This window comes from Sphingomonas sp. CCH21-G11, assembly GCF_001555965.1.
GTDB lineage: Bacteria > Pseudomonadota > Alphaproteobacteria > Sphingomonadales > Sphingomonadaceae > Sphingomonas.
On sequence record NZ_LSHX01000029.1, the window covers coordinates 12,357 to 35,861 of the forward strand.

The following is a 23,505-nucleotide window of genomic DNA, read 5'->3' on the forward strand; positions in this document are numbered from 1 at the left end:
GGCTAGCGGGTGGGCGGCAATTCGAACGGATCGGGCGCGCGCTCGACCGAATCGCGCAGCAATTCGTCGCTGCGCTGCGGGCGCTGTTGCGGCGTCGGCGCCAGCAGGTCGCGCGATTTCGGCGTCGCGGTCGCGCCATAGGGTGCAACCGGCAGGCTTTCGCCCTGTTGCGGGCGCAAGTCACGCCGGGCACCGCACCCGCTGAGCGCCAGCGCACACAGACCCAGCAGCATTGCCATCCGCATCATCGCGCCGTCTCCTGCTCGCGCGCCGCGCGCGCCGCCGCCACCGCCGCGCGCACCCGGTCGGGCGCGGTGCCGCCCAGGCTGGTGCGGCTGGCGACCGATGCGTCGACGCTGAGCACGTCATAGACCCGCGCGTCAATCCGCGCGTCGATCGCTTGCAAGGCATCGAGCGGCAGTTCGTCGAGCCGCACGCCGTCGGCCTCGGCGCGCGCCACCGCACGCCCGGTAATGTGATGCGCCTCGCGGAACGGCACGCCGGCTTCGCGCACCAGCCAGTCGGCCAGGTCGGTCGCGGTTGCATATCCGCTCATCGCCAGCGCGCGCATCCGGTCGATGCGGAAGGTCGCGCTCTCGACCATGCCGGTCATCGCCGCGATGCTGAGCGCCAGCAGGTCGTGCGCCTCGAACACCGGCGGCTTGTCGTCCTGCATGTCCTTTGAATAAGCGAGCGGCAGCCCCTTCATCGTCACCATCAGCGCGGTGAGCGCGCCGACGATGCGCCCGGCGTGCCCGCGTACCAGCTCGGCCGCGTCGGGGTTGCGCTTTTGCGGCATGATCGAGCTGCCCGTCGACCATTGGTCGGACAGCGCGACAAAGCCGAAGGGCTGGCTCGCCCAGATCACGAACTCCTCCGCCAGCCGGCTGAGGTGCAGCGAACATTGCGCCGCCGCCATCAGGTAATCGAGCGCGAAGTCGCGGTCCGACACCGAATCGAGCGAGTTTTCGGTCGGCGCGTCAAAGCCCAGCGCCTGCGCAGTCATCTCGCGATCGATCGGAAAGCCCGTGCCCGCCAGCGCCGCGCTGCCCAGCGGACAGCGGTTCATCCGCACGCGCGCATCCGCAAATCGGCTGCGGTCGCGCGCCAGCATGGCGTGATAGGCCATCAGGTGATGGCCCAGCGTCACCGGCTGCGCCGACTGCAGGTGGGTGAAGCCCGGCATCACGCTGTCGGCATGCTCGCCCGCGCGCGCGATCAGCGCGTCCTGCAGCGCGCCCAGCCCCTGATCGACCGCGTCGATCGCGTCGCGCACCCACAGCCGGAAATCGGTCGCGACCTGGTCGTTGCGACTGCGCGCGGTGTGCAGCCGCCCGGCGACCGGGCCGATCTTTTCCGCAAGCCGCGCCTCGGTCAGCATGTGGATGTCCTCGAGCGTCAGGTCGTCGGCGATGCCGTCGCGGGCATAATCCGCCGCCACCGCATCCAGCCCGGCCGCAATCGTCGCGGCGTCGCCCGCATCGATGATCCCGCGCGCGCCCAGCATCGCGACATGCGCCTTCGATCCCGCGATGTCCTGCCGCCACATTCGCTTGTCGAACGGGATGGAGGCATTTATCTCGCGCATCACGGCCGACGGGCCTTCGTCGAAACGCCCGCCCCACATCTGATTGGAGCCTGTCATGCGCCCAGTGATCGCGCCTCTCCTGTTGCTCGCGCTCGTGTCCGGCGGCTGCGATAGGCAATCGCCGGGCGCGGAGCAAGCAGCCGGGGACCCCGCCGGCAACATCGCGCAAGCCGCCGCGCCCGGCAAGCTCGATCGCAGTCACAAGGGCGAGGCCGCGCCCGATTTCGCCTTCGCCACGCCCGACGGGCGCAAGGCGACGATCGCGGCATTCAGCGGCACGCCGGTGCTGGTCAATTTGTGGGCGACGTGGTGCGCGCCGTGCATCGCCGAAATGCCGACGCTGGATGCGCTGGCGGTGCGCGAAGGCGACAGCTTGCGGGTGCTGACGATCAGCCAGGACCTGGACGGCGCGGCGAAGGTGACGCCGTTCTTCGCGGCGCGCGGGTTCAAGAAGCTGGAGCCGTGGCTGGAGCCCGACCTCCAGTTCAGCACCACTATGCAGGCCAATCTGCCGACGACGATCCTCTACGACGCGCAGGGCCGCGAAGTGTGGCGGGTCGCCGGGGGCATGGACTGGGCCGGCGCGGAAGCCGCCAGGCTGATCGCCGAGGCCGGATAAGCGCGCTTGCAAATATCAATGTCACCCCGGGTCGAGGCAATCCCGAGAGCCGGTCCCGGATTGAGCATTTGATCGCCCCGAAGCCCTCACCTTCCCGTCACCCCGGCCCTGTGCCGGGGTCCACGGTGCCGCAAAGCGCCGTCGCTCGCCGGTTGGCGCCGAGCCAATGCGCGGGGCAAAGGGAGCGCGCCGATGATGGAGCCGTTCGGGTCGCGCGGTGGACCCCGGCACAAGGCCGGGGTGACGAGGCGGGATAGGCGCGCTTGCGGATATCATTGTCACCCCGGGCTTGACCCGGGGTCTCGCTGCCTTGGGCCACGGCGCAGAAACGGGACCCCGGGTCAAACCCGAAGCCACGATTGGCTTGTGTTGCGCTCTGTTTCCTACACCGCTTCCCCCGCCCGGTTGCGCCGGTTAAGGACGGTGCGATGTGGATGCTGCTTCAATTCCCGCTCTGCCCCTTTTCGCGCAAGGTGCGCCTGCTGCTCGGTGAAAAGGGCGTCGGCTATGATCCGGTGCGGGAATCCCCCTGGCTGCGCCGCGACGAGTTCCTCGACCTCAATCCCGCCGGCCAGACGCCGGTGATGGTCGACACCGAACGCCAGATCGTGCTGATCGATTCCGCCGCGATCTGCGAGTTTTTCGAGGAAACGATCGATCGCAACGCGCTGATCAACGGCACCGCGATCGACCGCGCCGAAATCCGCCGGCTGGTCGCATGGTTCGACACGCAGTTCTTTCGCGACATCACCGGGCCGCTGCTGGTCGAGCGCATGGAAAAGCGCATCGTCCACCGCATGAGCCCCGACGCGCGCGTGCTGCGCGATGCGATGAAGGCGGCGGTCCAGCATCTCGACTATATCGACTATCTGCTCGATCACCGCACCTGGCTGGCCGGTTCGACGATGAGCCTCGCCGACCTGGCCGCCGCCGCGCACATCTCGGTCGCCGACTATCTGGGCGGCATCGACTGGAAGAGCCATGAACAGGCGAAACGCTGGTACATGGTGATGAAAAGCCGCCCCAGCTTCCGCCCGCTGCTGTCCGAACGGATGGAAGGGATCACCCCGCCCGCGGATTATGAGAAGCTGGATTTGTGAGGGGTGGGTTTAGGCTAGTCTGTCGAGCGGCTGACTGACCATTTAATTTGATCGTCACCCCGGCCTTGTGCCGGGGTCCACCGCGCCGCACGTGCTGGCACCAGATCATCGCGTGATGACACGCCTTGCAACCCGGCCCCGGCCTCAATTGGCTTGCGGTGTGCTTCGCGGGGTGGTGGACCGCGGCACGAGGCCGGGGTGACGGAGTGGAGAGGCTTCGGCTCGTATTGAGCTCCCCCTCGACGACCCGCCACACATCCCGCTAGGGGCAGGGGATGAACGAACACGCCAAGCCGCCCCTCACCCCGCCCGTCGCCCCGCAGCGTCCGTACCGCTTTGAACGCCACGGCATCGCCATCGATGATCCCTGGGCGTGGCTGAAGGACCCGAAATACCCGGACGTCACCGACCCGGACGTGCTCGGCTATCTCGAGGCGGAGAATGCCTATTTCGAGCAGGTGATGGCACCGCTCAAGCCGCTCGCCGACACGCTGTTCACCGAGATGCGCGGGCGGATCAAGGAAGACGAGGCAACCGTGCCGCAAAAGGACGGCGACTGGCTGTACTGGACCGATTTCGAGGAGGGCGGCGAGTATCGCCGCTGGTGGCGCAAGCCGGTCGCGGGCGGCGAGGCGCAGCTGATCCTCGACGAACCCGCACTTGCCGAGGGCCTGGAATATTTCCGGCTGGGCGAGATTTCGGTCAGCCCCGACGGACGCCTGCTCGCCTATGCCACCGACACCAACGGGTCGGAGCGATTCGAGGTCAAGGTCAAGGACCTGGCGACCGGCGAGCTGCTGCCCGACACCATCCCCGGGATGCTCTCCGACATCGTGTGGACGGCGGATTCAAAGGCGTTCCTCTACGGCCTCGCCAACGCGCAATGGCGCACCGACAACGCCCGGCTGCACCGCATCGGCACGCCCATTGAGGACGATATCGAGCTCTATCGCGAGGCCGACGAAGGCTATCGCGTCGGCGTCGGCGAGACCCAGTCGCGCAAGTGGATCATCATCTCGACCGGCGACCATGTCACCAGCGAGGTGAGGCTGCTGCCCGCCGACAATGTGCTGGCCGAACCGATCCTGGTCGCGCCGCGCCTGCCCGGCCGCGAATATGATGTCGACGAACATGACGGCACCTTGTTCATCCACACCAACGACACCCACCCCAATTTCCGGCTGGTGACCGCCAGCATCGACGCGCCGGGCGAGTGGGTCGAGCGGATCGCGCCGTCGGCCGATTTCTACATGACCGGCGTCACCACCTTCGCCGACTTTTTCGTGGTCGAGGGCCGGCGCGACGGCATCGATACGATCGAGATCCACCGCTATGACGGCGGCACGCCGACCCCGATCGAGTTTGCGGAGGCGAGCCATGTCGCCGGGCTGGGCGACAATCCCGAATATGCCATCGACCGCTTGCGCATCGGCTATGAATCGATGGTCACGCCGGGCACCGTCTATGACTATCACCTCGCCGACGGGCGGCTCGAGGTCCTCAAGGTCCAGGAAATCCCGAGCGGCTATGACGCCAGCCGTTATGCGACGGAGCGGCTCAAGATCGCCGCGCGCGACGGGACGCAGGTGCCGGTGTCGATCGTGTTCCCACGCGATTTCCCGCGCGACGGCACCGGCAGGCTCTATCTCTATGCCTATGGCGCCTATGGCTATGCCATCCCGCCGGGCTTTTCGACCTCACGGCTGAGCTTCCTCGATCGCGGGGTCGCCTTCGCCATCGCGCATATCCGCGGCGGCGACGATCTCGGCCAGCAATGGTATCTGGACGGCAAGCTGGAAAAGCGGGCCAACACCTTCAACGACTTCGTCGATGTCGCGAAGGGGCTGATCGATCTGGGCTATACGAGCGCGGGTCAGATCGCGATCGCGGGGCGGTCGGCGGGCGGCGAACTGATGGGCGCGGTGGTCAATTCCGACCCCGAGCTGTGGGGCGTCGTCGTCGCCGACGTGCCGTTCGTCGACGTGCTCAACACCATGCTGGACGAGACGCTGCCGCTGACGCCGGGCGAATGGCCCGAATGGGGCAATCCCATCGAGGACAAGGCCGCGTTCGAGCTGATCCGGGGTTACTCACCCTACGACAATGTCCGCGCACAGGCCTATCCGCCGATGTTCATTTCGGGCGGTCTCAACGACCCGCGCGTGACCTATTGGGAACCGGCGAAATGGGCGGCCAGGCTGCGCGCGACCAAGACCGACGACCATGTCCTGGTGCTAAAGACCAACATGGGCGCGGGCCATGGCGGCAAGTCGGGCCGCTGGGAATCGCTCAAGGAAGCCGCCGAGGAAAACGCCTTCGTGCTGTGGCAGCTCGGACTGGCGAATTGACGGACAGCCGATAAGCGCGTCGCCCCGGCGCACGCCGGGGCCGCTGGCTACAGGTGCGCGCATTCTGCCAACGGCCCCGGTCTGCGGCGGGGCGACGTCACGGGCCTCAGCGGCGGATGGCCGCCACATCCTCCAGCACCGTCACCTCGCCGCGCCGCAGCTTGACGCCACGCTCGGCCATTTCCTTGCGGAAATCATAATCGGCGTCGGCGACCTCGCGCTCATATTCGGCATAGGCCTCGACCCGGTCGGATTCGCTGTCCGCATCCTCCAGATCCTTGCGCAGCTCGCGCTTCGCCTCGGAAATCGAGGTCTTGTAGTCGAGATAGTGCGAATTGGAGTCGTTGAAGATATGCGCATAGCGGTCGTGCCCGGCCATGGCGGGGACGGCGGCGAACGCGGCGGCGGCGGCGATGGCGCCCGTGATCGGCTTCAACATCGGTCTTCTCCTCCATTGATTGGACCTGAGCGGCCCAACGCCTGGAGGATCAGCCCCGTTGCATGAACCGCACATTACGCGCGCGACAGGCTGGGTTCAGCTGAAAGCGGGCAGGGAAAATCAGACTTCGGGCTGCGCGTCGGACGGCACCGGACGAAATTCGTAGATGTCGAAGCGCTGCGCATCGCCGGTCACCGCCATCGCGAGCCGCCAGCGGAAGGGACCGATCCGCTCGATCACGCCCGCCCGGTCGCGCGCGCGTTCGACCCCGTAACCGAGCTTGCCCTCGCCGGGTTCGTCCTGCTGCGCGCCCAGAAACACGATGCGCCGGGGTCCACCGGGAAACAGCCACCCCGCAGGCAGGTCGGTCCCCGTCTGCTTGAGGAAGGTCAGCTGATCGCCCTCCGCGCGGATGTAACAGAAGAACTCGGGATAGGCGCGCAGGCGACGGGCCGGGCGTTCGTCCATCTGCAGGCGCACCACCCGGCATTTGTACGAACCCGGCGTCGGCGCGGGATGGTCGAGCGCGGCCGCCGGATCGAGCAGCGCGCCTTCGGCCTCCGCCGACTTTCGCGTCGTGGGACCAAGCGTCGCGAGCGCCTGCTGCCAGCGTTGGTCGATCGAATCGAGCGTCTGGGCGTCGTCGCTCAGCGCGATCTCGCGCCATTTTTCTTCGGGGCCCGGAATTGGGACGGTCGGCGCGACCTGCACGGTCGCCGTCGGCTGCGACGTTGCGCACCCGCCCGACATTACCCCGCACAAAAGGGCGATCACGACAACACGCACGAGATACATGAAACGACGTCTCCACCGAGTGGCCAAGGGGCGTCAATCCGTAAAGAAACCATGAACCCGAAATCGTTAACAAAGCGTAAATTTTTTGCGGCGCGGCGGAAATGCGCGGGTTGTCCGCGTTGATTTTGGGATTGTTCGCGATGGCCCTGCTCCGCTACTAACCGTCCATGCAAATCCGCCTGTCCCGCGTCGCCCGTTGCGGCATCATCGCCATTTCCGCGCTGGGCCTCAGCGCCTGTGCGGGCCTGACCGGTCCCAAGCGCGGGGCCGACACCGCCTATGTCGCGCGCGACGTCGGCACGCTCTACACCGCCGCCAAGCAGCGGCTGGACAGCGGCCAGTACAAGGTCGCGGCCGCGCTGTTCGACGAGGTCGAGCGCCAGCACCCCTATTCCGTCTGGGCGCGCCGCGCGCAGCTGATGGGCGCGTTCAGCTATTATCTGGACCGCGATTATACCAAGGCGATTCAGGGTTCGCAGCGCTTCCTGGCGGTACATCCCGGCAACCGCGACGCCCCGTACGCCTATTACCTGATCGCGCTCAGCTATTATGAGCAGATTTCGGACGTCTCGCGCGACCAGAAGATCACCGATCAGGCCCAGGGGGCGCTGGGCGAACTGACCCGCCGCTACCCCAACAGCCGCTATGCCGCCGACGCGCGGCTTAAGGTCGATCTGGTGCGCGACCACCTGGCGGGCAAGGAGATGGAGGTCGGCCGCTTCTATCAGCAGCGCGGCCAGTGGCTGGCGGCGTCGCTGCGCTTCCGCACCGTCATCGACCGGTACCAGACGACGACGCACACGCCTGAGGCGCTGATGCGGTTGACCGAGAGCTATCTGGCGCTGGGCGTGCCCGACGAAGCACGCAAGTCGGCGGCCGTGCTCGGCGCCAACTATCCCGGCTCGAAATGGTATGAGCGCGCCTATGCGCTGATCCAGAAGCACGCGCCCGCGACCGCCGCGCCGGCGGCCCCCGCCACACCGGCGGCGAGCTGAGCCGCACCGGTCAGGAGGCCGGCAGATGCTGACCGCGCTGGCGATCCGCGACGTCGTGCTGATCGAGGCGCTCGACCTCGAATTCGACGCCGGGCTGGGCGTGCTGACGGGGGAAACGGGCGCGGGCAAGTCGATCCTGCTCGACGCGCTGGGACTTGCGCTCGGCGCGCGCGGCGACACCGGCCTGGTGCGCGAAGGCGCGGCGCAGGCGGCGGTGACCGCGTGCTTTTCGCCCCCCGCGCCCAGCAGCGCATTGTGGGCGCTGCTCAACGAAAACGGGCTGGAGGTCGAGGCCGGCGAGCCGCTGATCATTCGCCGCATCGTCAAGGCCGACGGCGGCAGCCGCGCCTTCGTCAACGATCAGCCCGCATCTGCCGGACTGCTGCGCGAACTCGGCGCGTTGCTCGTCGAGATCCACGGCCAGCATGACGATCGCGGGCTGCTCAATCCACGCGGCCACCGCGCGCTGCTCGACGCGTTCGGCGCGCTCGACACCGCGCCGGTCGCGGCGGCATGGCGCGCGTGGCAGGAGGCCGAGGCACGGCTGGCGACCGCGCGCGACGACCAGGCCAGCGCCGAACGCGACCGCGAATGGCTGGAACATGCCGTCGGCGAACTGCGCGCGCTCGCGCCCGAACCGGGCGAGGAAGCCTCGCTGGCCGAGCGTCGCGCCGCGATGCAGCGCGGCGAGCGGGTGGCGGGCGAGCTGCAGGCGATTGCCGGGCTGATCGACGGGGCGGACGGCGCGCTGTCGCGGCTGCGCCAGGCCGCGCGCATCCTCGAACGCGTCGCCGACGATCATGGCGCGCTCGCCGAAGCCCTGGCGGCGATCGATCGCGCGCTGATCGAGGCCGGGGCCGCACAGGACCAGGTCGATGTCGCTGGCGAGGCGCTCGCCTTCGATCCCGCCGCGCTCGAGGCCGACGAGGCGCGGTTGTTCGAGCTGCGCGGACTGGCGCGCAAGCACCGGGTTCAGCCCGACGATCTCGCCGCGCTGGCCGAAGAGATGGGCGCGCGGCTGGAGCGGATGACCGCGGGCAGCGCGGGGCTGGCGGCGCTCGAACGCGCGGCGGCGGCGGCGGCGGATACCTATGCCGACGCCGCCACCGCACTGTCGGCGGCGCGGCGCGATGCAGCGGCGCGGCTCGACGCGGCGGTCGCCGCCGAGCTCGCCCCGCTCAAGCTCGACGCCGCGCGCTTTCGTACCCATGTCGAGCCCCTGCCCTCCGAACAGGGCAGCGCCGCGGGCCGCGACAGGGTGGAGTTCGAGGTCTCGACCAACCCGGGCGCGGCCTTCGCCCCGCTCATCAAGATCGCGTCGGGCGGCGAATTGTCGCGCTTCATCCTGGCGATGAAGGTGGCGCTCGCCGAACAAGGCGCGCCGCGCACACTGATTTTCGACGAGATCGATCGTGGCGTCGGCGGCGCGGTGGCGAGCGCGATCGGCGACCGGCTGGCGCGGCTGGCGGAGCGCGCACAGGTGCTGGTGGTGACGCACAGCCCTCAGGTCGCCGCACGCGGCGCCCGCCACCTGCTGATCGCCAAGCGCCACGACGGCATCGTCACGCGCACCGGCGTCCACGCTCTCGACGACGCCGAACGGCGCGAGGAGATCGCCCGGATGTTGTCGGGCGCGGAAATCACCGACGAAGCCCGCGCGCAGGCGACCCGCCTGCTCGCGGCATAGCGCCGACCGGCGGTCTCCATGTGTCCATTCAATCAGGGGCAGCCCAAAACGCTCGTCGCCCCGGACTTGATCCGGGGCCCCGCTGCCTGATCCGACGCGCGAAGAAGCGGGACCCCGGCGCAAGGCCGGGGTGACGACAGGTTTGGGCTATTGTGCCGACTTCAGCTTTTGGCGAAGGTCCTTGGATGCGGGTGTGGAGGGCATTGAAATGCGGAACCTGAAGTTGACGGTCGCGGCGATTGCCCTGGTGCTAACGAGTGCGGGCGCTGCGCATGCCGGGCCGCGCGAGGACCTGGTCGCCCTGCTGGACGACCATTGGCAATGGGCGCTGCGCGAAAGCCCGCGCCTCGCCTCGTCGGTCGGCGTGCGCGATTATGACACCGAACTGGGCGACGTGTCGCTCGCAGCGGAAGACCGCCGCGCCGCCGACGCACAGCGTTTCCTCGACCGGCTGGAAGCCATCCCCGACGCCGGCCTCGATGCGGCGGGGCGCGTCAACAAGGGCATTTTGCGCCGGCTGCTGCGCAACGATATCGAGGGCATCCGCTACGGCCAGCGGATGATCCTGTTCACCAGCTACAGCTCGCCCTGGCAGGGGCTGGCCGGCCTGGGCGAAGACCTGTCGTTCCGCAGCAAGGCCGATTACGCCAATTACCTCACCCGGCTCGGCAAGTTTCCGGCGATGAATGCCGAACTGATCGCGATCACCGCGCGCGCGGTGAAGGAAGGCTATGTCCAGCCCTGCGTCACGCTGACCAATTTCGAACGGACGCTGACCGGGGTCATCACCGCCGATGCCACCCAGTCGCGCTTCTATGCGCCGTTCAAGAATCCCCGCCCGGCCGACGCCAGCGATGCCGAATGGGCGGCGCTGCAGCAGCGCGCCCGCGACGTCATCACCGGCACGCTCAACCCCGAATATCGCAAGGCCGCCGACTTCTATACTCGCGCCTACCAGCCCGCCTGTGCGCGTTCGGTCGGCGTATCGGCGCAGCCCAACGGACGCGACTTCTATGCCTTCCGCGTGCGCCAGATGACGACGACCGATCTGACGCCCGATCAGATCCACGACATCGGCCTGAAGGAAGTCGCGCGCATCCGCGCGGAGATGGAAGCCACCGCCAAGGAAGCCGGCTTCGCCAGTCGCGAGGCGTTCATCGCGGAACTGCGCACCAACCCCAAATATTACGCGACGACGCCGGAGGAGCTGCTGGCGGCGAGCTCGCGCCAGGCCAAGATCATCGACGGGCTGATGCCGCAATATTTCGGCCGGCTGCCGCGCCTGCCCTATGGCGTCAAGCCGATCCCGGCCGAAACCGCGGAGGGAACGACCACCGCCTATTACGGACCGGGAAGTCCCGAGAACGGGCTGGCGGGCTTCTACTTCGTCAATACGTCCAAGCTCGACCAGCGGCCATTGTGGGAGCTGCCCGCGCTGACGCTGCATGAAGCCGTGCCGGGGCACCATCACCAGATCGCGCTGCAACAGGAACTCGACCTGCCGCCGCTGCGCAAATATCTCGCCTTCTTCACCGCCTTCACCGAAGGCTGGGGGCTCTATGCCGAGCGGCTGGGCATCGAGATGAAGCTCTATGACACGCCGGAAAAGAATATGGGCCGGCTGAGCTACGAGATGTGGCGCGCGTGCCGGCTGGTCGTCGACACCGGCATCCATGCCAAGGGCTGGACCAAGGAACAGGCGGTCGCCTTCATGACCGACAACACCGCGCTGTCGGCCGCCAATATCGATGCCGAGGTCAATCGCTACATCAGCTGGCCGGGCCAGGCGCTGGGCTATAAACTGGGCGAGCTCAAGATCCGCGAGCTGCGTGCGAAGGCAGAGGCCGCGCTCGGCCCGCGGTTCGACCTGCGCGCCTTTCACGACGCGGTCGTCGGCCAGGGTTCGGTCCCGCTCGACGTGCTGGAACGCCAGATCGACGACTGGATCGCCACGCAGCGAAGCTGAACGGACCCGCCCGACCTGCGACAAGGTGTGACAGTTTTCCGCGTTCGGCGGAACACGCGTGCGACAATTGCGTCCGATATCCTGTCTCAACCGGTCACCCGGCCGGTTCAGTTCAGGAGTTGGAACATGAAGAAGATTGCGATGATGATTGCGGCGCTGGGCGTCGCCGTCAGTGCCGTCCCCGCCACCGCGAGCGCGCAGTCGGGCTGGATGTCGATCAACCAGCGTCAGGCCAATCTCGACCGGCGGATCGACCAGGGCGTGCGCTCGGGCGCGTTGAACCGGGCCGAAGCAAGCCGCCTGCGCGCCCAGTTTCGCGATCTGACGGTGCTGGAACGCCAGTATCGCCGGTCCGGCAACGGCCTGAACCGGGTCGAGCGCCGCGATCTCGACCAGCGTTTCGACCGGCTGTCGCAGCGCATCCGCATCCAGAAGAACGACCGCCAGGGTCGCTACTGAACCTGACCCCCGATGAAGGCGCGGGCCGTCGCAGCGATGCAGCGGCCCGTTTGCATCTGCGGCTTCAGATCAGCGGCCGGCCGCTGTCGCGCCATTCGTCGCGCACCTGCGATTCGGGCAGGCGATCGGCCGGCGCCGCGCCGACGGGCGTCTCGGCCGGCGATACCGGCACCGCACGCGGCATCGCCAGCGCGGCGACCGGCGCGTCGAGCCCCGCGCGCACCGCCGCGCTGCCCCGGACATCGGGCTCGCCGCCGGCATGGCGGCTGGTGAACGCCGCGGGCGTGCCCCAATAGCCCTTCCACCGGTGAAAGAAGTGCGCGCCGAATACGCCGGTCATCACCAGTCCCCGGTTCCACGCCGGCGTGACCGCATAGGTGTGGTAATGCGTCGCCAGCCCGACCGGGGCGAAGACCGCGCCGTTGAGCGCCGCCGCCGCAACCCGCTGCGCGCGCGCCCAGGCGGCGGGCACCGGTCGCCGCGCCAGCGCCCCGTCGCAGGTGAAGCTGAACTGGCACACCCGGTCCTGCGACCCCTGATACACCACGCCGCACACCGTCGCGGGAAAGGCGGGATGGCGCACGCGGTTCAACACCACCTGCGCCACTGCGCGCTGGCCATCGTCGGGCTCGCTTGCGGCCTCGTAATAGATGGCGGCGGTCAGGCACTCGAGCGCGCGGGCCTGGTCGGTCGTCGATCCGCCGAGCACGAACGGCGATGCGGCGCGCACCGTGGCGTCGGTCGGCGCGCGTGCGTCGCCTTCGGGGGCCACGCCCGCGGGCAGCGCGGGCAGCGCGGTCGTCCCGGTCGTGCCGGGCGTCACGATCGCGCGCCCCACGAGCGCCGGCTGGGCCGCCGGGGCCGCCATGGCTGCGGGCGTCGCGCGCGCGACCTGGTCGAACGATGCGATCGCCGCGTGCGCGGTGAATATGCTCGCCGGAACGACGAACAGCGTCGCGAGCACGATCTGGGAAGTGGAGGGACGCCGACGCCGCATCGCGGCCGGTTAGCGCATCACGCCCGCGCGCGCCTCCCCGATTTTGGCCCTGTCCCGCGGCGGAACAGATGCGGCCGGCGGTAACCTTGTCGTGCGCGCGGGGTCGTCGTCAGTGCTTGTCGCGATTGCGATTGGCATAGAGCAGCGCCGCCGCCAGCGCGGCGGAACCGATGCCGATCCCGATGCCGATCGTGGTCAGCGGCCAGTTGAGGCGATCGGCGGGCTCGGGGGTCGTCGCGTTCGCCGCCTGCTTGCTGCGCTTGGCGTTCCTGGCTGCCGCCACGATCTCGTTGCTCTCTTCGTCTTCGGCCATCACCCTCTCCACTTGCACTCAGCCCGCGGCGCGCGCGCTGGCCTGACCATATCGCGCGCGAAACGCGCTGGCGAAACCGGATAATTGCTGCGCGGCGATTGCATCGCGCAGGTCCTGCATCAGCGTCTGATAGAACCACAGATTATGCTCGGTCATCAGCATCGCGCCCAATATCTCGCCCGACCGCACCAGATGATGCAGATAGGCGCGCGTCCACGTCGCGCATACAGGGCAAGCGCATTCGGGGGCGATCGGTTCCTGATCCTCCGCAAAACGCGCATTCTTGATGTTGATCGGCCCGTCGCGGGTGAACGCCTGGCCGGTGCGCCCAGACCGCGTCGGCAGCACGCAATCGAACATGTCGATGCCGCGTTCGACCGCGCCGACGATGTCGTCTGGCTTGCCGACCCCCATCAGATAGCGGGGCTTTGCGGGGTCGAGCTGGCCCGGCGCATAATCGAGCACGCCGAACATCGCGTCCTGTCCCTCGCCCACCGCCAGCCCGCCGACCGCATAGCCGTCAAAGCCGATGTCGAGCAGCGCATCGGCCGATTCGCGACGCAGTGCTTCGTCGAGCGCGCCCTGCTGGATACCGAACAGCGCCGCGCCCTCGGCATGGGCACCGCCCGCGTCGAAGCCGGCGCGCGACCGTTTCGCCCAGCGCATCGACCGCGCCATCGCCGCCGCCTGTTCCTCGCGCGTCGCGGTGGTCGGCACCAGTTCGTCGAACGCCATCACGATATCGGAGCCCAGCAGGCGCTGAATCTCCATCGAGCGTTCGGGCGTCAACAGGTGACGCGACCCGTCGAGATGGCTCTTGAACGCCACGCCCTCCTCGCTGCGCGTGGTCAGGTCGGACAGGCTCATCACCTGATAGCCGCCGCTGTCGGTCAGGATCGGCCGGTCCCAGCCCATGAAGCGGTGCAGCCCGCCCAGCCGCGCGACCCGCTCCGCACCGGGGCGCAGCATCAGGTGATAGGTATTGCCCAGGATGATGTCCGCCCCAGCCGCGCGCACATCGGCGGGCTTCACCGCCTTGACCGTTGCCGCGGTGCCGACCGGCATGAAGGCGGGCGTGCGGATCTCCCCCCGGCGCATGGTGATGCGCCCGGTGCGCGCCTTGCCGTCGGTGGCATGAATGGAAAAATCGAACCGCGTCATGTGGCGTGCGCTCATGCCGCGCTTCGCAGCCGCTGTCGATGGGCTGGCGGCGATATGGTCCGCCTGCCACCGCGAACACGACCGCCCTCGCCCGCCAACTTTATACCCTCGTCACCCCGGCCTCGTGCCGGGGTCCACCGTGAAACAGGCGCAAGTCCCCGCTCAGGCGTACGACACGCGCTCACTGGCGCGTACCGACTTCAATGGCCCGGCAAGCCCGAAGCGGCACCGCGGACCCCGGCACGAGGCCGGGGTGACGGTGAGAGGTAATGAGAAGCCAGACCCTGGGGTGATCAAGGTCCGGCACCCCGATCGTCCGGCTGCCCCCCCTATCTCCGCCGGCGACGCCGCTCGCCCGGATCGAACAGCGGCCCCGCGGCGCTGCGGATCGTCAGCAGTTCCTTGCGCGTCACGCGCTGGTCCTTGTCGGCATCGATGCGGGCATAGATTTCGCGCATCCGCCCCTGCAGCTCGGCCAGGGTGATGCGGTTGTCCTGATCGCGATCGACCTCGAAAGGGCCGGGCAGCGCGGTGCGATCGCCCAGCCACCGCTCCGCCCAGTCGGCGAACTGGATATAACCGATGTCGCCCGCCCCGCGCGCGCTGGCGGTGAACGTGGCGCCCACGCCCGTGTCGAGCTCGTCGGGCGTGACCACTGCGTCCCCGTCCCGGTCAAAGGTCGCGATCAGCATGCCGACCGGCTCGACCACGACCGTCGCCATTGCCGGGCGATCGCCAAGGGCACGCGGATCGGCGATCGCCGGCACGTCGGGCACTCGCCGCTGCTGCGCCTCGACGCCCGCGAGCGGCACCAGCGCGACGACGGCAATCCACATCTGGCGCAGCATAATCCTCAGCCCTTCCCCGACGGCAGCAACAGGCTGGAGTCGCCATAGCTGTAGAAGCGATAGCCCGACGCGATCGCATGCGCATAGGCCGCCTGCATCCGATCCAGCCCCATCCATGCTGACACCAGCATGAACAGGGTCGATCTGGGCAGGTGAAAATTGGTCATCAGCCCGTCGATGCCGCGAAACCGATAGCCGGGCGTGATGAAGATCGACGTATCGCCCTCGAACGGGCGGATCGTGCCGTCGGCATCGGCCGCGCTTTCAATGAGGCGCAGCACGGTGGTGCCGACCGCGACCAGCCGGCCGCCATTTGCGCGCACGCGGTTCAGCCGATCCGCGGTCGCGGCATCGATCCGCCCCCATTCGGCATGCATGACGTGATCGTCAGTGTCCTCGACCTTGACCGGCAGAAAGGTGCCCGCGCCGACATGCAGCGTCAGCGTCTCGCGCGCGATCCCGGCGGCGTCGATCCGCGCGATCAGCTCGGGGGTGAAGTGCAGCGACGCGGTGGGTGCCGCGACCGCGCCTGCCTCGCGCGCGAACATCGTCTGGTAATCCTGCGCGTCGCGTTCGTCGATCGCACGCTTCGACGCGATATAGGGGGGCAGCGGCATCGTGCCGACCCGGGCGAGCAGCAGCTCGACCGGCGCATCGCCGGCAAAGGTCAGCGCCCAGCTGCCGTCTTCGCCCCGGTCGCTGGCGGTCGCGCGCACGCTGCCGTGCGCACCAAAGCGGATTTCGTCACCCTCGCGCAGCCGCTTGCCGTTGCGGACAAAGGCGCGCCAGCGGCGCGTCCCTTCGCGCTTGTGCAGCGTCGCGCCGATCCGCGCGGTCCCGCGCAGTCCCTCCAGCTGCGCCGGAATGACGCGGGTGTCGTTGAACACCAGCACATCGCCCGGTGCGAGCAGGTCGGGCAGGTCGCGCACGCCCGCGTCGCGGGTGGCGTCGCCGTCGAGCACCAGCATCCGCGCCGCATCGCGCGGCTCCGCGGGGCGCAGCGCGATGCGGTCGGCGGGCAACTCGAAATCGAACAGGTCGATGTTCATCGCGGCGGGCGCGCGGTCGGCGGGCGGGGGTTCGCGCCGGGGCTCAGTTGGGCTTGGCGCCCGGCAGCGAGACCGGCGTCTCGCCTGCCGGCAGCACGGGCGCCGCCGGGGCCGCGGCCTGATAGGGCGGCGGATTGTCCGACGCGATATAGGCCTTCAGGATGCGGGCCGGCTCGGCCGGCGGCTCGCCGCGCGGGATGGCGTCGACGAACTCGATGCCGTCGAGGACACGGCCGAACACGGTATAATTCTTGTCGAGCCCCAGGCGCGGCTGGAACATGATGAAGAACTGGCTGTTCGCGCTGTTCTCGTCCTGCGCGCGCGCCGCCGACACCGCCCCGCGCACATGCGGCAGGTAATTGAACTCCTTCTCCAGGTCGGGGAGCTCGGAGCCGCCGGTGCCGTCGCCCTTGGGGTCGCCACCCTGCGCCATGAACCCGTCGATCACCCGGTGAAAGGGCAGCCCGTTGTAAAAGCCCTGGCGCGTCAGCGTCTTGATCCGCTCGACATGCTTGGGCGCGACATCAGGACGCAGCCAGATCGTCACCCGGCCGCCGGTCGACAGGTCGAGCAGCCACAGATTGTCGGTGTCGGTGGTCGCCGGCGGCGTCGCGCGACCGGGTACCTCGATCAACTGGGCATGCGCGACGGGCGCGAAGAGTCCGATCAGCAACGAAAACAGGATCATCCAGAAACGCATTGCATCACCACCACAGTCTCAACCGCTCCTGCGCTTAGAGCAAATCAACATCGGCGCAAATGGCATGCGTCGCGCGTCGGGAAGAGGCTGGGAACGACCGGTCCGGAATGATAGCCTGTCGCTTCCGGCCACGGGGCGCGCGGCCGCTCATTGGGAGGGAAAGCGATGGGATTTTTGCTGTCCGGCTTCACGGTAAGCCATAACGTCAAGGTTCAGAATGCGATCACCCTTGCCGGCAAGGCGACCGCCGTCGCCTATACCCGCATGTCGGCCATTCGCTCCACGCGCACGCCGACCAAGGCCTATACCGCATTTTTCGGCGCGATGGACGCCACGCGCCTGGACCAGGCGTGGAAAGTGCTGAACATGATCCACTACGCCATGGGCACGTCGTTCATCCGCTATAATCGCAGCGTCGGGCGGCCGGGGACTTATGCGGCGGCGCAGCGCCCGGCGAGCGGCTGGTCGGAAAAGAACGTCAAGCAGATGCTGGACAGCGGCGAATTCACGATGAAGATCGACGACGCCTTCTACAAATCGGGCACCGATGCGCGCACGGCGGCGCTGACGATCGTGCATGAAATTTCGCATCTGGTCGGCAATACCGACGATGTCGACTGTCCCTGGGACAGCAAGGAATGCTACGAATATGACCGTTGCCGGCGGCTCGCCGAACAATATCCCAATCTGACGATCAAGAATGCCGACAGCTACGGCTACTATGTCATGGCCGAATATGACGAGGTCCTTCCCAAGCAGGCGGAGGCCGAAGCGGACCTGAACATGGACTTGCTGTTCGCCTGACCCCGGTGCGCGGGGCCGGCCCCGGCCTGGTCCCGCGCGCGACGCGGCGCGGTGCGTCGATCGCCCTCAGTCGCTGCCCTTGCGACCGATCCGTTCGACGCGGGCGACCATGTCGGCCTTGACCGCGGGGGTGACGAACTTGCCGATATTGCCGCCGTAGATCGCGATTTCCTTGACCAGTCGCGACGCGATCGGCTGCAGCGACACGTCGGCCATCAGGAACACGGTCTCGATCCCGCTGTTCAGCTGCTGGTTCATGCCCGCCATCTGATATTCATATTCGAAATCGGCGACCGCGCGCAGCCCGCGCACGATGACACGCGCGCCCTCGCGCTCGGCAAAGTGCATCAGCAGCGAGTCGAAGCTGACGACATGAATCTCGCCTTCGATGCCCGCGACCTCGCGCTTCACCATTTCCATGCGCTCGTCGACCGTGAACATCGGCGACTTGGACGGATTGGTGGTCACGCCGATCACCAGCCGGTCGACCAGCTTCGCGCCGCGCCGGATGATGTCCATGTGGCCGAGCGTGATCGGATCGAACGTGCCGGGATAGACGCCGGTTCGGATGGTCATGGTGGTCGCCCCCCGGGGTTAGCGATCGCGTTCCAGCGTAAACCGGGCGATCGCGCGCAACAGGTCGGCCTCCTGCCCATAGCTGTGCAGGTGGCTGACCGCCTGGTCGACCAGGATGCGTGCCTGTTCGCGCGCGCGGTCGACGCCCAGCAGCGACAGGAACGTTTCCTTCCCCGCCCCGTCGTCCTTGCGCAGCTTCTTGCCCGCCATCTCCTCGTCGCCCTCGGCATCGAGCAGGTCGTCGGCGATCTGGAACGCCAGCCCGACGTCGCGCGCATAGCCGCGCAGCCCCGTGCGCCCCTCGGGCGGCACGCGGCCCAGGATCGCGCCGGCCTCCACCGAACACGCGATCAGCGCGCCCGTCTTCATCGCCTGCAGCCGCGTGACCGTCGGCAGGTCGAAACTGGCCCGCTCGGCCTCCAGGTCCATCATCTGGCCGCCGCCCATGCCTGCCGGTCCCGCCGCGCGCGCCACGTCGGCGACCAGCTCGGCGCGGACGAACGGGTCGGGGTGGGTCGCCTCGTCGGCGAGCAGCTCGAACGCCAGCGCGTGCAGGCAGTCGCCGGCCAGGATCGCGGTTGCCTCGTCGAAGGCCTTGTGCACGGTTGGCTTGCCGCGGCGCATGTCGTCATTGTCCATCGCCGGCAAGTCGTCGTGGACGAGCGAATAGACATGGATGCACTCGATCGCGGTGGCGACGCGCGCGGTGCAGTTGCGGTCGACCCCGAACAGGCGCGCGGTCGCGAACACGAGCAGCGGGCGCAGCCGCTTGCCCCCGCCGATCGTGGCGTGGCGCATGGCTTCGTACAGGCGCTTGCGCGGGTCGCTCGGTACCGGCAGCAGCCGGTCGAACTGGCGATCCATCTCGGCCGAGATTTCACGCAGCGCAGGTCCAAGCGGTGCCGGAATTGCCCCCATCTTCCGGTTCAACCTGCCGCGAATGGCTGGGTGCCGACCGCCCGCCCCTCGGCGTCGGTTCGGACGGATTCGATCCGCGCCTGCGCCGCATCCAGCCGTGCCGCGCATTGGCGGCGCAGCTGGTCGCCGCGTTCGTACAGGTCGATCGCCTCCTGCAGCTGGGCGTCGCCGCTTTCCAGCCGGGTAACGATCCGCTCCAGTTCCTTGAGGGCGTCTTCGAAAGACAGTTCGGCAATGCCGGGTTCGTGCACCATGGGCACGCTATGCGGCAGCGGAACGACCAGGGTCAAGCCGCGGCGCGGGCGAAAAGCTTACCAGCCCTCGGCCTCCACTTCCTTGATCAGGTCCTTGCGGCTGAGCTTGCCGATCATCGTCTTGGGCAAGCCCAGGCGGACGACCACCTGGTCGACGCGCTCGTGCTTGCCCAGTTGCGGGTTCAGCCAGTCGCACAGTACCGCGCCGGTCTCGGTCGCGCCGTCGTGCAGCGTGACATAGGCGCGGGGCACTTCGCCGCGATAGGCATCGGGCACGCCGATCACCAGCGTCTCCCTGACCGCCGGATGATGATACAGGATCGCCTCGATCTGGCTGGGGAACACCTTGAACCCGCCGACCGCGATCATGTCCTTCAGCCGGTCGACGATGCGGATGAAGCCATCCTCGTCGATCACGCCGACATCGCCGGTACGCAGCCAGTGGCGGCCCGGCACGCCGGTGTCGGGATCGTCGACGAACACGTCGGCATCGGCATCTGGGCGGTTCCAGTAGCCCCGCATGATCTGCGGCCCCGCGACGATGATCTCGCCGGGTTCGCCGGGCGGCGCGGGCTTGCCGGGATCTTCCTTGTCGACCAGCCGCACCCGCGTCGCGATGATGGGCTGGCCGATCGTGCCGGGCTTGTTGAGCGCGCCATAGGGATTGCACGACACCACGCCCGAACTTTCGGACAGGCCATAGCCCTCGACCAGCCGCGATCCGATCGTCGCCTCGAACCGCGTCTTCAATTCCGCGGGCAGCGGCGCGCCGCCGGAAATGCAGAAGCGCAACGACGAAAAATCGGTGTCCTTGAGCTTGGGATGATCGAGCAGCGCCCGATACATCGTCGGCACGCCGGGCAAGGCGGTGGCGCGCGTGCGTTGGAGCGCCGCCAGCGCCTGCGCAGCGTCGAAGCGCGGCAGCATCACGATCTCGCCGCCCGTCACGACCGTTCGGTTGAGCACGCAGGTGTTGGCGAAGACGTGGAACATCGGCAGCACGCCCAGCACGCGGTCGACCTGGCCCGGGTCGGGGTCGAGCCGCGCCACCTGGCGGGCATTGGCGGACAGGTTCTGGTGGGTGAGCATCGCGCCCTTCGGCGTGCCCGTCGTCCCGCCGGTATACTGGATCAGCGCCAGGTCGCGATCGGGATCGATCGCCGGCGCGTCGAAGCGCCCGTCATTGGCGATCAACCCCGAAAAGGCGGTGACGCGCCTGTCCCCGGCGGGCCGCGGCGTCACTTCCTTGCCGCGGAACATGCGATACAGGATCGACTTGGTGGTCGGCAGCGCCCCGGCGATCGACCCGACTACCAGCCGCTCCAGGCTGCTCTTGTCGAGCACCTTCAGCGCGGTGGGCAGCAGCGCGCTGGCGGACAGGGTGAACAACAGGCGCGTGCCCGAATCCTCGACCTGATGGGCGAGCTCGTCGACCGTGTAGAGCGGCGAGAAGTTGACGACCACGCCACCCAGCTTGAGGATGCCGTAATAGGCCGCGACATAATGCGGCACGTTGGGCAGGAACAGCCCGATCCGGTCGCCCGCCCCGTAGCCCAGCCGCGACAGCCCCGCCGCGATCCGGTTCGCGCCGTCCAGCGTCTCGGCATAGCTGTAGCGCCGGCCCATGAAATCGATCAGCGGCCGCGCGGGGTGACGGCGGGCGGTCTCGTCGAACAATGCCACCATCGAAACGGGTTCGATGGCCTGGTCCCAGGGGCCGGGGTGGAGATAGTCCGATCGCCAGATCGTTTCAGGGTCGCGCATTGACAAGGGTGTAAGCAGCCTGCCCGTCGCGCGCAACCGCGATCGCGTGAAACCGCCCCTCACGGGGTGCGCACGCCTGTCCCGCGCCGCGCGATCAGCGCGGCTGCGCGGCTGTCCAGGTGACGAGCAGCGACAACGCCATCACGCCCATGTCGACTGCGGCATGCACGCGATGCGGCGAGCGATCCTCTGAGTCATGGGTCAGGATGCGGATATCCGCGCTCGGCGGACGGACAAGCAGGACCAGCGCCAGCAGCGCCAGTGCAGCCATCACGCCCTTTCGCGACTTCATCACGGTCCGCCCTCGCTTTTCCCCCGCCCCAATACGTAAAATCGACCGGCTCTGCAAGCTCAGGCGGCAATCGGACCGATGCCCGCGCGTGCGCCTTCGCGGGCGCGGTCGCGCCCCGCCGCCTTGGCGTCGAACAGCGCGCGATCGGCCGAACGGTACAGTCGCTTCCAGTCGGTTTCGTCGCGCAGCGGGCCGTGGCTGGTGCCGATGCTGGCGGTGACCCGCAGGTCGAACGGCATGCGCGCCGCCCGGATTTCCGACAGGATATCGCCGGTCGTGGGGGCAGCGGCCTGATCGACCAGGATGCCGAACTCCTCGCCGCCCAGCCGGACGATCAGGCCGTTTTCGGGGGTCACCTTGCGCAGCGTACGTGCCAGCACGCGCAGCACCTCGTCGCCGCCGTCATGCCCGAGCGTTTCGTTGACGCGCTTGAAATGGTCGATGTCGATCAGGATCAGCTGCGCGGCGTCGGCACGCCCGATCGCCTTGGCCAGGAAGGCGCGACGGTTGAGCAGCCCGGTCAGCGGATCGATGTCGGCCAGCCGCCGCGCGAGCGTCTCCTGTTCGCGTGCCACGTCGCGTTCGAGGGTCAGCAGCCGGATGCGATACGCGATCGCGACGCTCGACAGCAGCGCCTCGACCGCCATCGCGATGATCGTCGAATTGTCGACCCAGAAATTCCAGGGGAGGAGATTCAGCGACGAGGCGATCCGCGTGAACGCGCTGATCAGCGGTGCCAGCCAGGCGGTGGCGTAGAGGAACACATATTGGCTGCGCCGATACCAGGCGACGATCAGGATCGTCGGGATCAGCAGCGCGACCGGCGTGAAGCTGACCGTGTAGACCAGGTCCGCGACAGGCAGCAATTGTTCGGCGAACAGCGCGAAGAACGCCGCCGCCAGCACAAGCTGCGCGGCGACGATCAACGTCACCCGGCCCAGCCAGCCGCCAAAGACGTTTTGCTCGAAATAGGCGCGCATGAACATCAGCCCCGCGCCGGCCGACCAGCTGAGCAGCAGGTAGTTGAGCTTCAGCCGCGTGTTGTTCGCGATGTCGGGCCATGCCCAGGCGAGCAGGCCGGACGCGGTGAATGCGTAGAGCAGCAGCCCGCCGACCATCGCGCAATAGATCAGCTGGAAACCGTGGCGCAGTGCCCACCACATGCTCAGATTATAGATGAGCAGGGCCGCTGCCAGGCCCATGAAGCTGAAATAAACGCCCGCCATGGTCAGGTTGTCGACCACGCTCTCGCGCGCGGTGATGACATGCGCGCCGAGCAGGACGCCGCGCCGGTTGGCGGACTGCTCGACGCGCCACGCCAGCCGGCTGATCGCGACGTCGCGCGGCGGCAGGGCGAATTCGATCACCGCGCCGAGCTGAAGGTTGCGCGAGATGTTGTGCTGGTCCAGCCGCTCGCGACGCACCACGCCGTCGGCATAGACGATGTGCAGCGTCACGGCCTCCTGCCACAGGCTCGCGATCCGGACCGCACGGGGCGTATGATCGTTGGAATGGATGTGGAGGGGGCGGGAAACGGCCCAGAAGTCGCCCTGGCCATATCGCGTCTGCGCACCCGTGCAGCCGAGTGACTCTGCCTCGGCCAGGACGCGCGCGAGCGACAGGCCGGCCGGGTCGGGACGCACACAGATCGCGACCCGTTCGTCGCTGTGGGTCGCTTGTGCCGGGGTCACCGCAAGCGTCGCGGCGACGAGCAACGCCAGCGCGCATGCCAGCAGCCAGCGATGGAGATGGCGGACCATGCCCGTGGCATAGCGGCACGGTTGCGAAAGGAAGGTAAACGCCTGAAACAGAACACCCGAAACGGTGCGTTGC

24 protein-coding genes are annotated in these 23,505 nt (G+C 68.1%); 8 read left to right on the forward strand and 16 right to left on the reverse strand.

What is annotated here, in order from left to right:
* Positions 1-2 precede the first annotated feature (2 nt).
* Both AX676_RS06730 and argH read right to left on the reverse strand, forming a co-directional pair.
* Positions 3-248, reverse strand: coding sequence for a hypothetical protein (locus AX676_RS06730; RefSeq protein ID WP_066477651.1), 246 nt, complete (start codon positions 246-248; stop codon positions 3-5).
* Entirely contained in the window at positions 245-1,627 is a 1,383-nt protein-coding gene (gene argH / locus AX676_RS06735) for an argininosuccinate lyase (RefSeq protein WP_066477653.1), read from the reverse strand. Before argH ends, AX676_RS06730 begins: the two co-directional genes overlap by 4 nt.
* 16 nt (positions 1,628-1,643) lie before the next feature.
* Here argH and AX676_RS06740 point away from each other — a divergent pair, with 16 nt between their 5' ends.
* The 3 genes from AX676_RS06740 to AX676_RS06750 all read left to right on the forward strand — a co-directional run bounded on the left by AX676_RS06740 (position 1,644) and on the right by AX676_RS06750 (position 5,655).
* Positions 1,644-2,207 carry a TlpA family protein disulfide reductase gene (locus tag AX676_RS06740; protein WP_066477654.1) on the forward strand — a complete coding sequence of 188 codons (564 nt, stop codon included), beginning with the start codon at positions 1,644-1,646 and terminating at the stop codon, positions 2,205-2,207.
* A gap of 428 nt (positions 2,208-2,635) precedes the next feature.
* Positions 2,636-3,307: a glutathione S-transferase family protein gene (locus tag AX676_RS06745; protein ID WP_066477655.1), complete on the forward strand. Its 672-nt coding sequence runs from the start codon at positions 2,636-2,638 to the stop codon at positions 3,305-3,307.
* A 275-nt stretch (positions 3,308-3,582) separates the two neighbouring features.
* Positions 3,583-5,655: a S9 family peptidase gene (locus AX676_RS06750; protein WP_066477656.1), complete on the forward strand. Its 2,073-nt coding sequence runs from the start codon at positions 3,583-3,585 to the stop codon at positions 5,653-5,655.
* Positions 5,656-5,761: 106 nt separating this feature from the next.
* Here AX676_RS06750 and AX676_RS06755 read toward each other — a convergent pair whose 3' ends face one another.
* Positions 5,762-6,094, reverse strand: coding sequence for a hypothetical protein (locus tag AX676_RS06755; RefSeq protein ID WP_066477658.1), 333 nt, complete (start codon positions 6,092-6,094; stop codon positions 5,762-5,764).
* 120 nt (positions 6,095-6,214) lie between these two features.
* A complete protein-coding gene (locus AX676_RS06760) occupies positions 6,215-6,889 on the reverse strand; it encodes a DUF4893 domain-containing protein (RefSeq protein WP_066477668.1) in 675 nt (224 codons plus the stop codon).
* 167 nt (positions 6,890-7,056) lie between these two features.
* On the opposite strand from AX676_RS06760, the gene AX676_RS06765 reads away from it, so the two are divergent.
* From AX676_RS06765 to AX676_RS06780, 4 genes are all read left to right on the forward strand, one after another.
* Complete coding sequence (locus tag AX676_RS06765; protein WP_066477670.1) at positions 7,057-7,884, forward strand: outer membrane protein assembly factor BamD; 828 nt, start codon at positions 7,057-7,059, stop codon at positions 7,882-7,884.
* Between the two features lie 25 nt (positions 7,885-7,909).
* Positions 7,910-9,571: a DNA repair protein RecN gene (gene recN / locus AX676_RS06770; protein ID WP_066477672.1), complete on the forward strand. Its 1,662-nt coding sequence runs from the start codon at positions 7,910-7,912 to the stop codon at positions 9,569-9,571.
* A 208-nt stretch (positions 9,572-9,779) separates the two neighbouring features.
* Positions 9,780-11,537, forward strand: a complete 1,758-nt coding sequence (locus tag AX676_RS06775) for a DUF885 domain-containing protein (protein WP_066477674.1) — start codon at positions 9,780-9,782, stop codon at positions 11,535-11,537.
* A gap of 126 nt (positions 11,538-11,663) precedes the next feature.
* Positions 11,664-11,996 carry a hypothetical protein gene (locus tag AX676_RS06780; protein WP_066477675.1) on the forward strand — a complete coding sequence of 111 codons (333 nt, stop codon included), beginning with the start codon at positions 11,664-11,666 and terminating at the stop codon, positions 11,994-11,996.
* 64 nt (positions 11,997-12,060) lie between these two features.
* Here AX676_RS06780 and AX676_RS06785 read toward each other — a convergent pair whose 3' ends face one another.
* From AX676_RS06785 to AX676_RS06810, 6 genes are all read right to left on the reverse strand, one after another.
* The gene (locus tag AX676_RS06785; RefSeq protein WP_082731087.1) at positions 12,061-12,993 is read right to left on the reverse strand and encodes a cell wall hydrolase; all 933 of its coding nucleotides are present in this window, start codon (positions 12,991-12,993) and stop codon (positions 12,061-12,063) included.
* Between the two features lie 109 nt (positions 12,994-13,102).
* Positions 13,103-13,306, reverse strand: a complete 204-nt coding sequence (locus tag AX676_RS06790; protein ID WP_066477984.1) for a hypothetical protein — start codon at positions 13,304-13,306, stop codon at positions 13,103-13,105.
* 18 nt (positions 13,307-13,324) lie between these two features.
* Positions 13,325-14,467 (reverse strand): tRNA guanosine(34) transglycosylase Tgt, encoded by a 1,143-nt coding sequence (gene tgt, locus AX676_RS06795; RefSeq protein WP_066477986.1) that lies wholly within the window; start codon positions 14,465-14,467, stop codon positions 13,325-13,327.
* A gap of 329 nt (positions 14,468-14,796) precedes the next feature.
* Positions 14,797-15,315 carry an EF-hand domain-containing protein gene (locus AX676_RS06800; protein WP_231725973.1) on the reverse strand — a complete coding sequence of 173 codons (519 nt, stop codon included), beginning with the start codon at positions 15,313-15,315 and terminating at the stop codon, positions 14,797-14,799.
* Positions 15,316-15,320: 5 nt separating this feature from the next.
* On the reverse strand, positions 15,321-16,364 hold the full coding sequence (queA, locus tag AX676_RS06805; RefSeq protein ID WP_066477677.1) for a tRNA preQ1(34) S-adenosylmethionine ribosyltransferase-isomerase QueA: 1,044 nt from the start codon (positions 16,362-16,364) through the stop codon (positions 15,321-15,323).
* Positions 16,365-16,407: 43 nt separating this feature from the next.
* A complete protein-coding gene (locus AX676_RS06810) occupies positions 16,408-17,064 on the reverse strand; it encodes a peptidylprolyl isomerase (protein ID WP_066477678.1) in 657 nt (218 codons plus the stop codon).
* A gap of 165 nt (positions 17,065-17,229) precedes the next feature.
* On the opposite strand from AX676_RS06810, the gene AX676_RS06815 reads away from it, so the two are divergent.
* Entirely contained in the window at positions 17,230-17,868 is a 639-nt protein-coding gene (locus AX676_RS06815; protein WP_066477681.1) for a M35 family metallo-endopeptidase, read from the forward strand.
* 66 nt (positions 17,869-17,934) lie between these two features.
* On the opposite strand, the gene coaD is transcribed toward AX676_RS06815, so the two are convergent.
* The 6 genes from coaD to AX676_RS06845 all read right to left on the reverse strand — a co-directional run bounded on the left by coaD (position 17,935) and on the right by AX676_RS06845 (position 23,432).
* A complete protein-coding gene (coaD, locus tag AX676_RS06820; protein WP_066477683.1) occupies positions 17,935-18,444 on the reverse strand; it encodes a pantetheine-phosphate adenylyltransferase in 510 nt (169 codons plus the stop codon).
* A gap of 18 nt (positions 18,445-18,462) precedes the next feature.
* On the reverse strand, positions 18,463-19,362 hold the full coding sequence (locus AX676_RS06825; RefSeq protein WP_066477686.1) for a polyprenyl synthetase family protein: 900 nt from the start codon (positions 19,360-19,362) through the stop codon (positions 18,463-18,465).
* Positions 19,363-19,370: 8 nt separating this feature from the next.
* Entirely contained in the window at positions 19,371-19,616 is a 246-nt protein-coding gene (locus AX676_RS06830) for an exodeoxyribonuclease VII small subunit (RefSeq protein ID WP_066477688.1), read from the reverse strand.
* 57 nt (positions 19,617-19,673) lie between these two features.
* The gene (locus AX676_RS06835; RefSeq protein WP_066477691.1) at positions 19,674-21,380 is read right to left on the reverse strand and encodes an AMP-binding protein; all 1,707 of its coding nucleotides are present in this window, start codon (positions 21,378-21,380) and stop codon (positions 19,674-19,676) included.
* Positions 21,381-21,474: 94 nt separating this feature from the next.
* Positions 21,475-21,672, reverse strand: coding sequence for a hypothetical protein (locus tag AX676_RS06840; RefSeq protein ID WP_066477694.1), 198 nt, complete (start codon positions 21,670-21,672; stop codon positions 21,475-21,477).
* A gap of 59 nt (positions 21,673-21,731) precedes the next feature.
* Positions 21,732-23,432 carry a GGDEF domain-containing protein gene (locus tag AX676_RS06845; RefSeq protein ID WP_082731263.1) on the reverse strand — a complete coding sequence of 567 codons (1,701 nt, stop codon included), beginning with the start codon at positions 23,430-23,432 and terminating at the stop codon, positions 21,732-21,734.
* Positions 23,433-23,505: the final 73 nt, after the last annotated feature.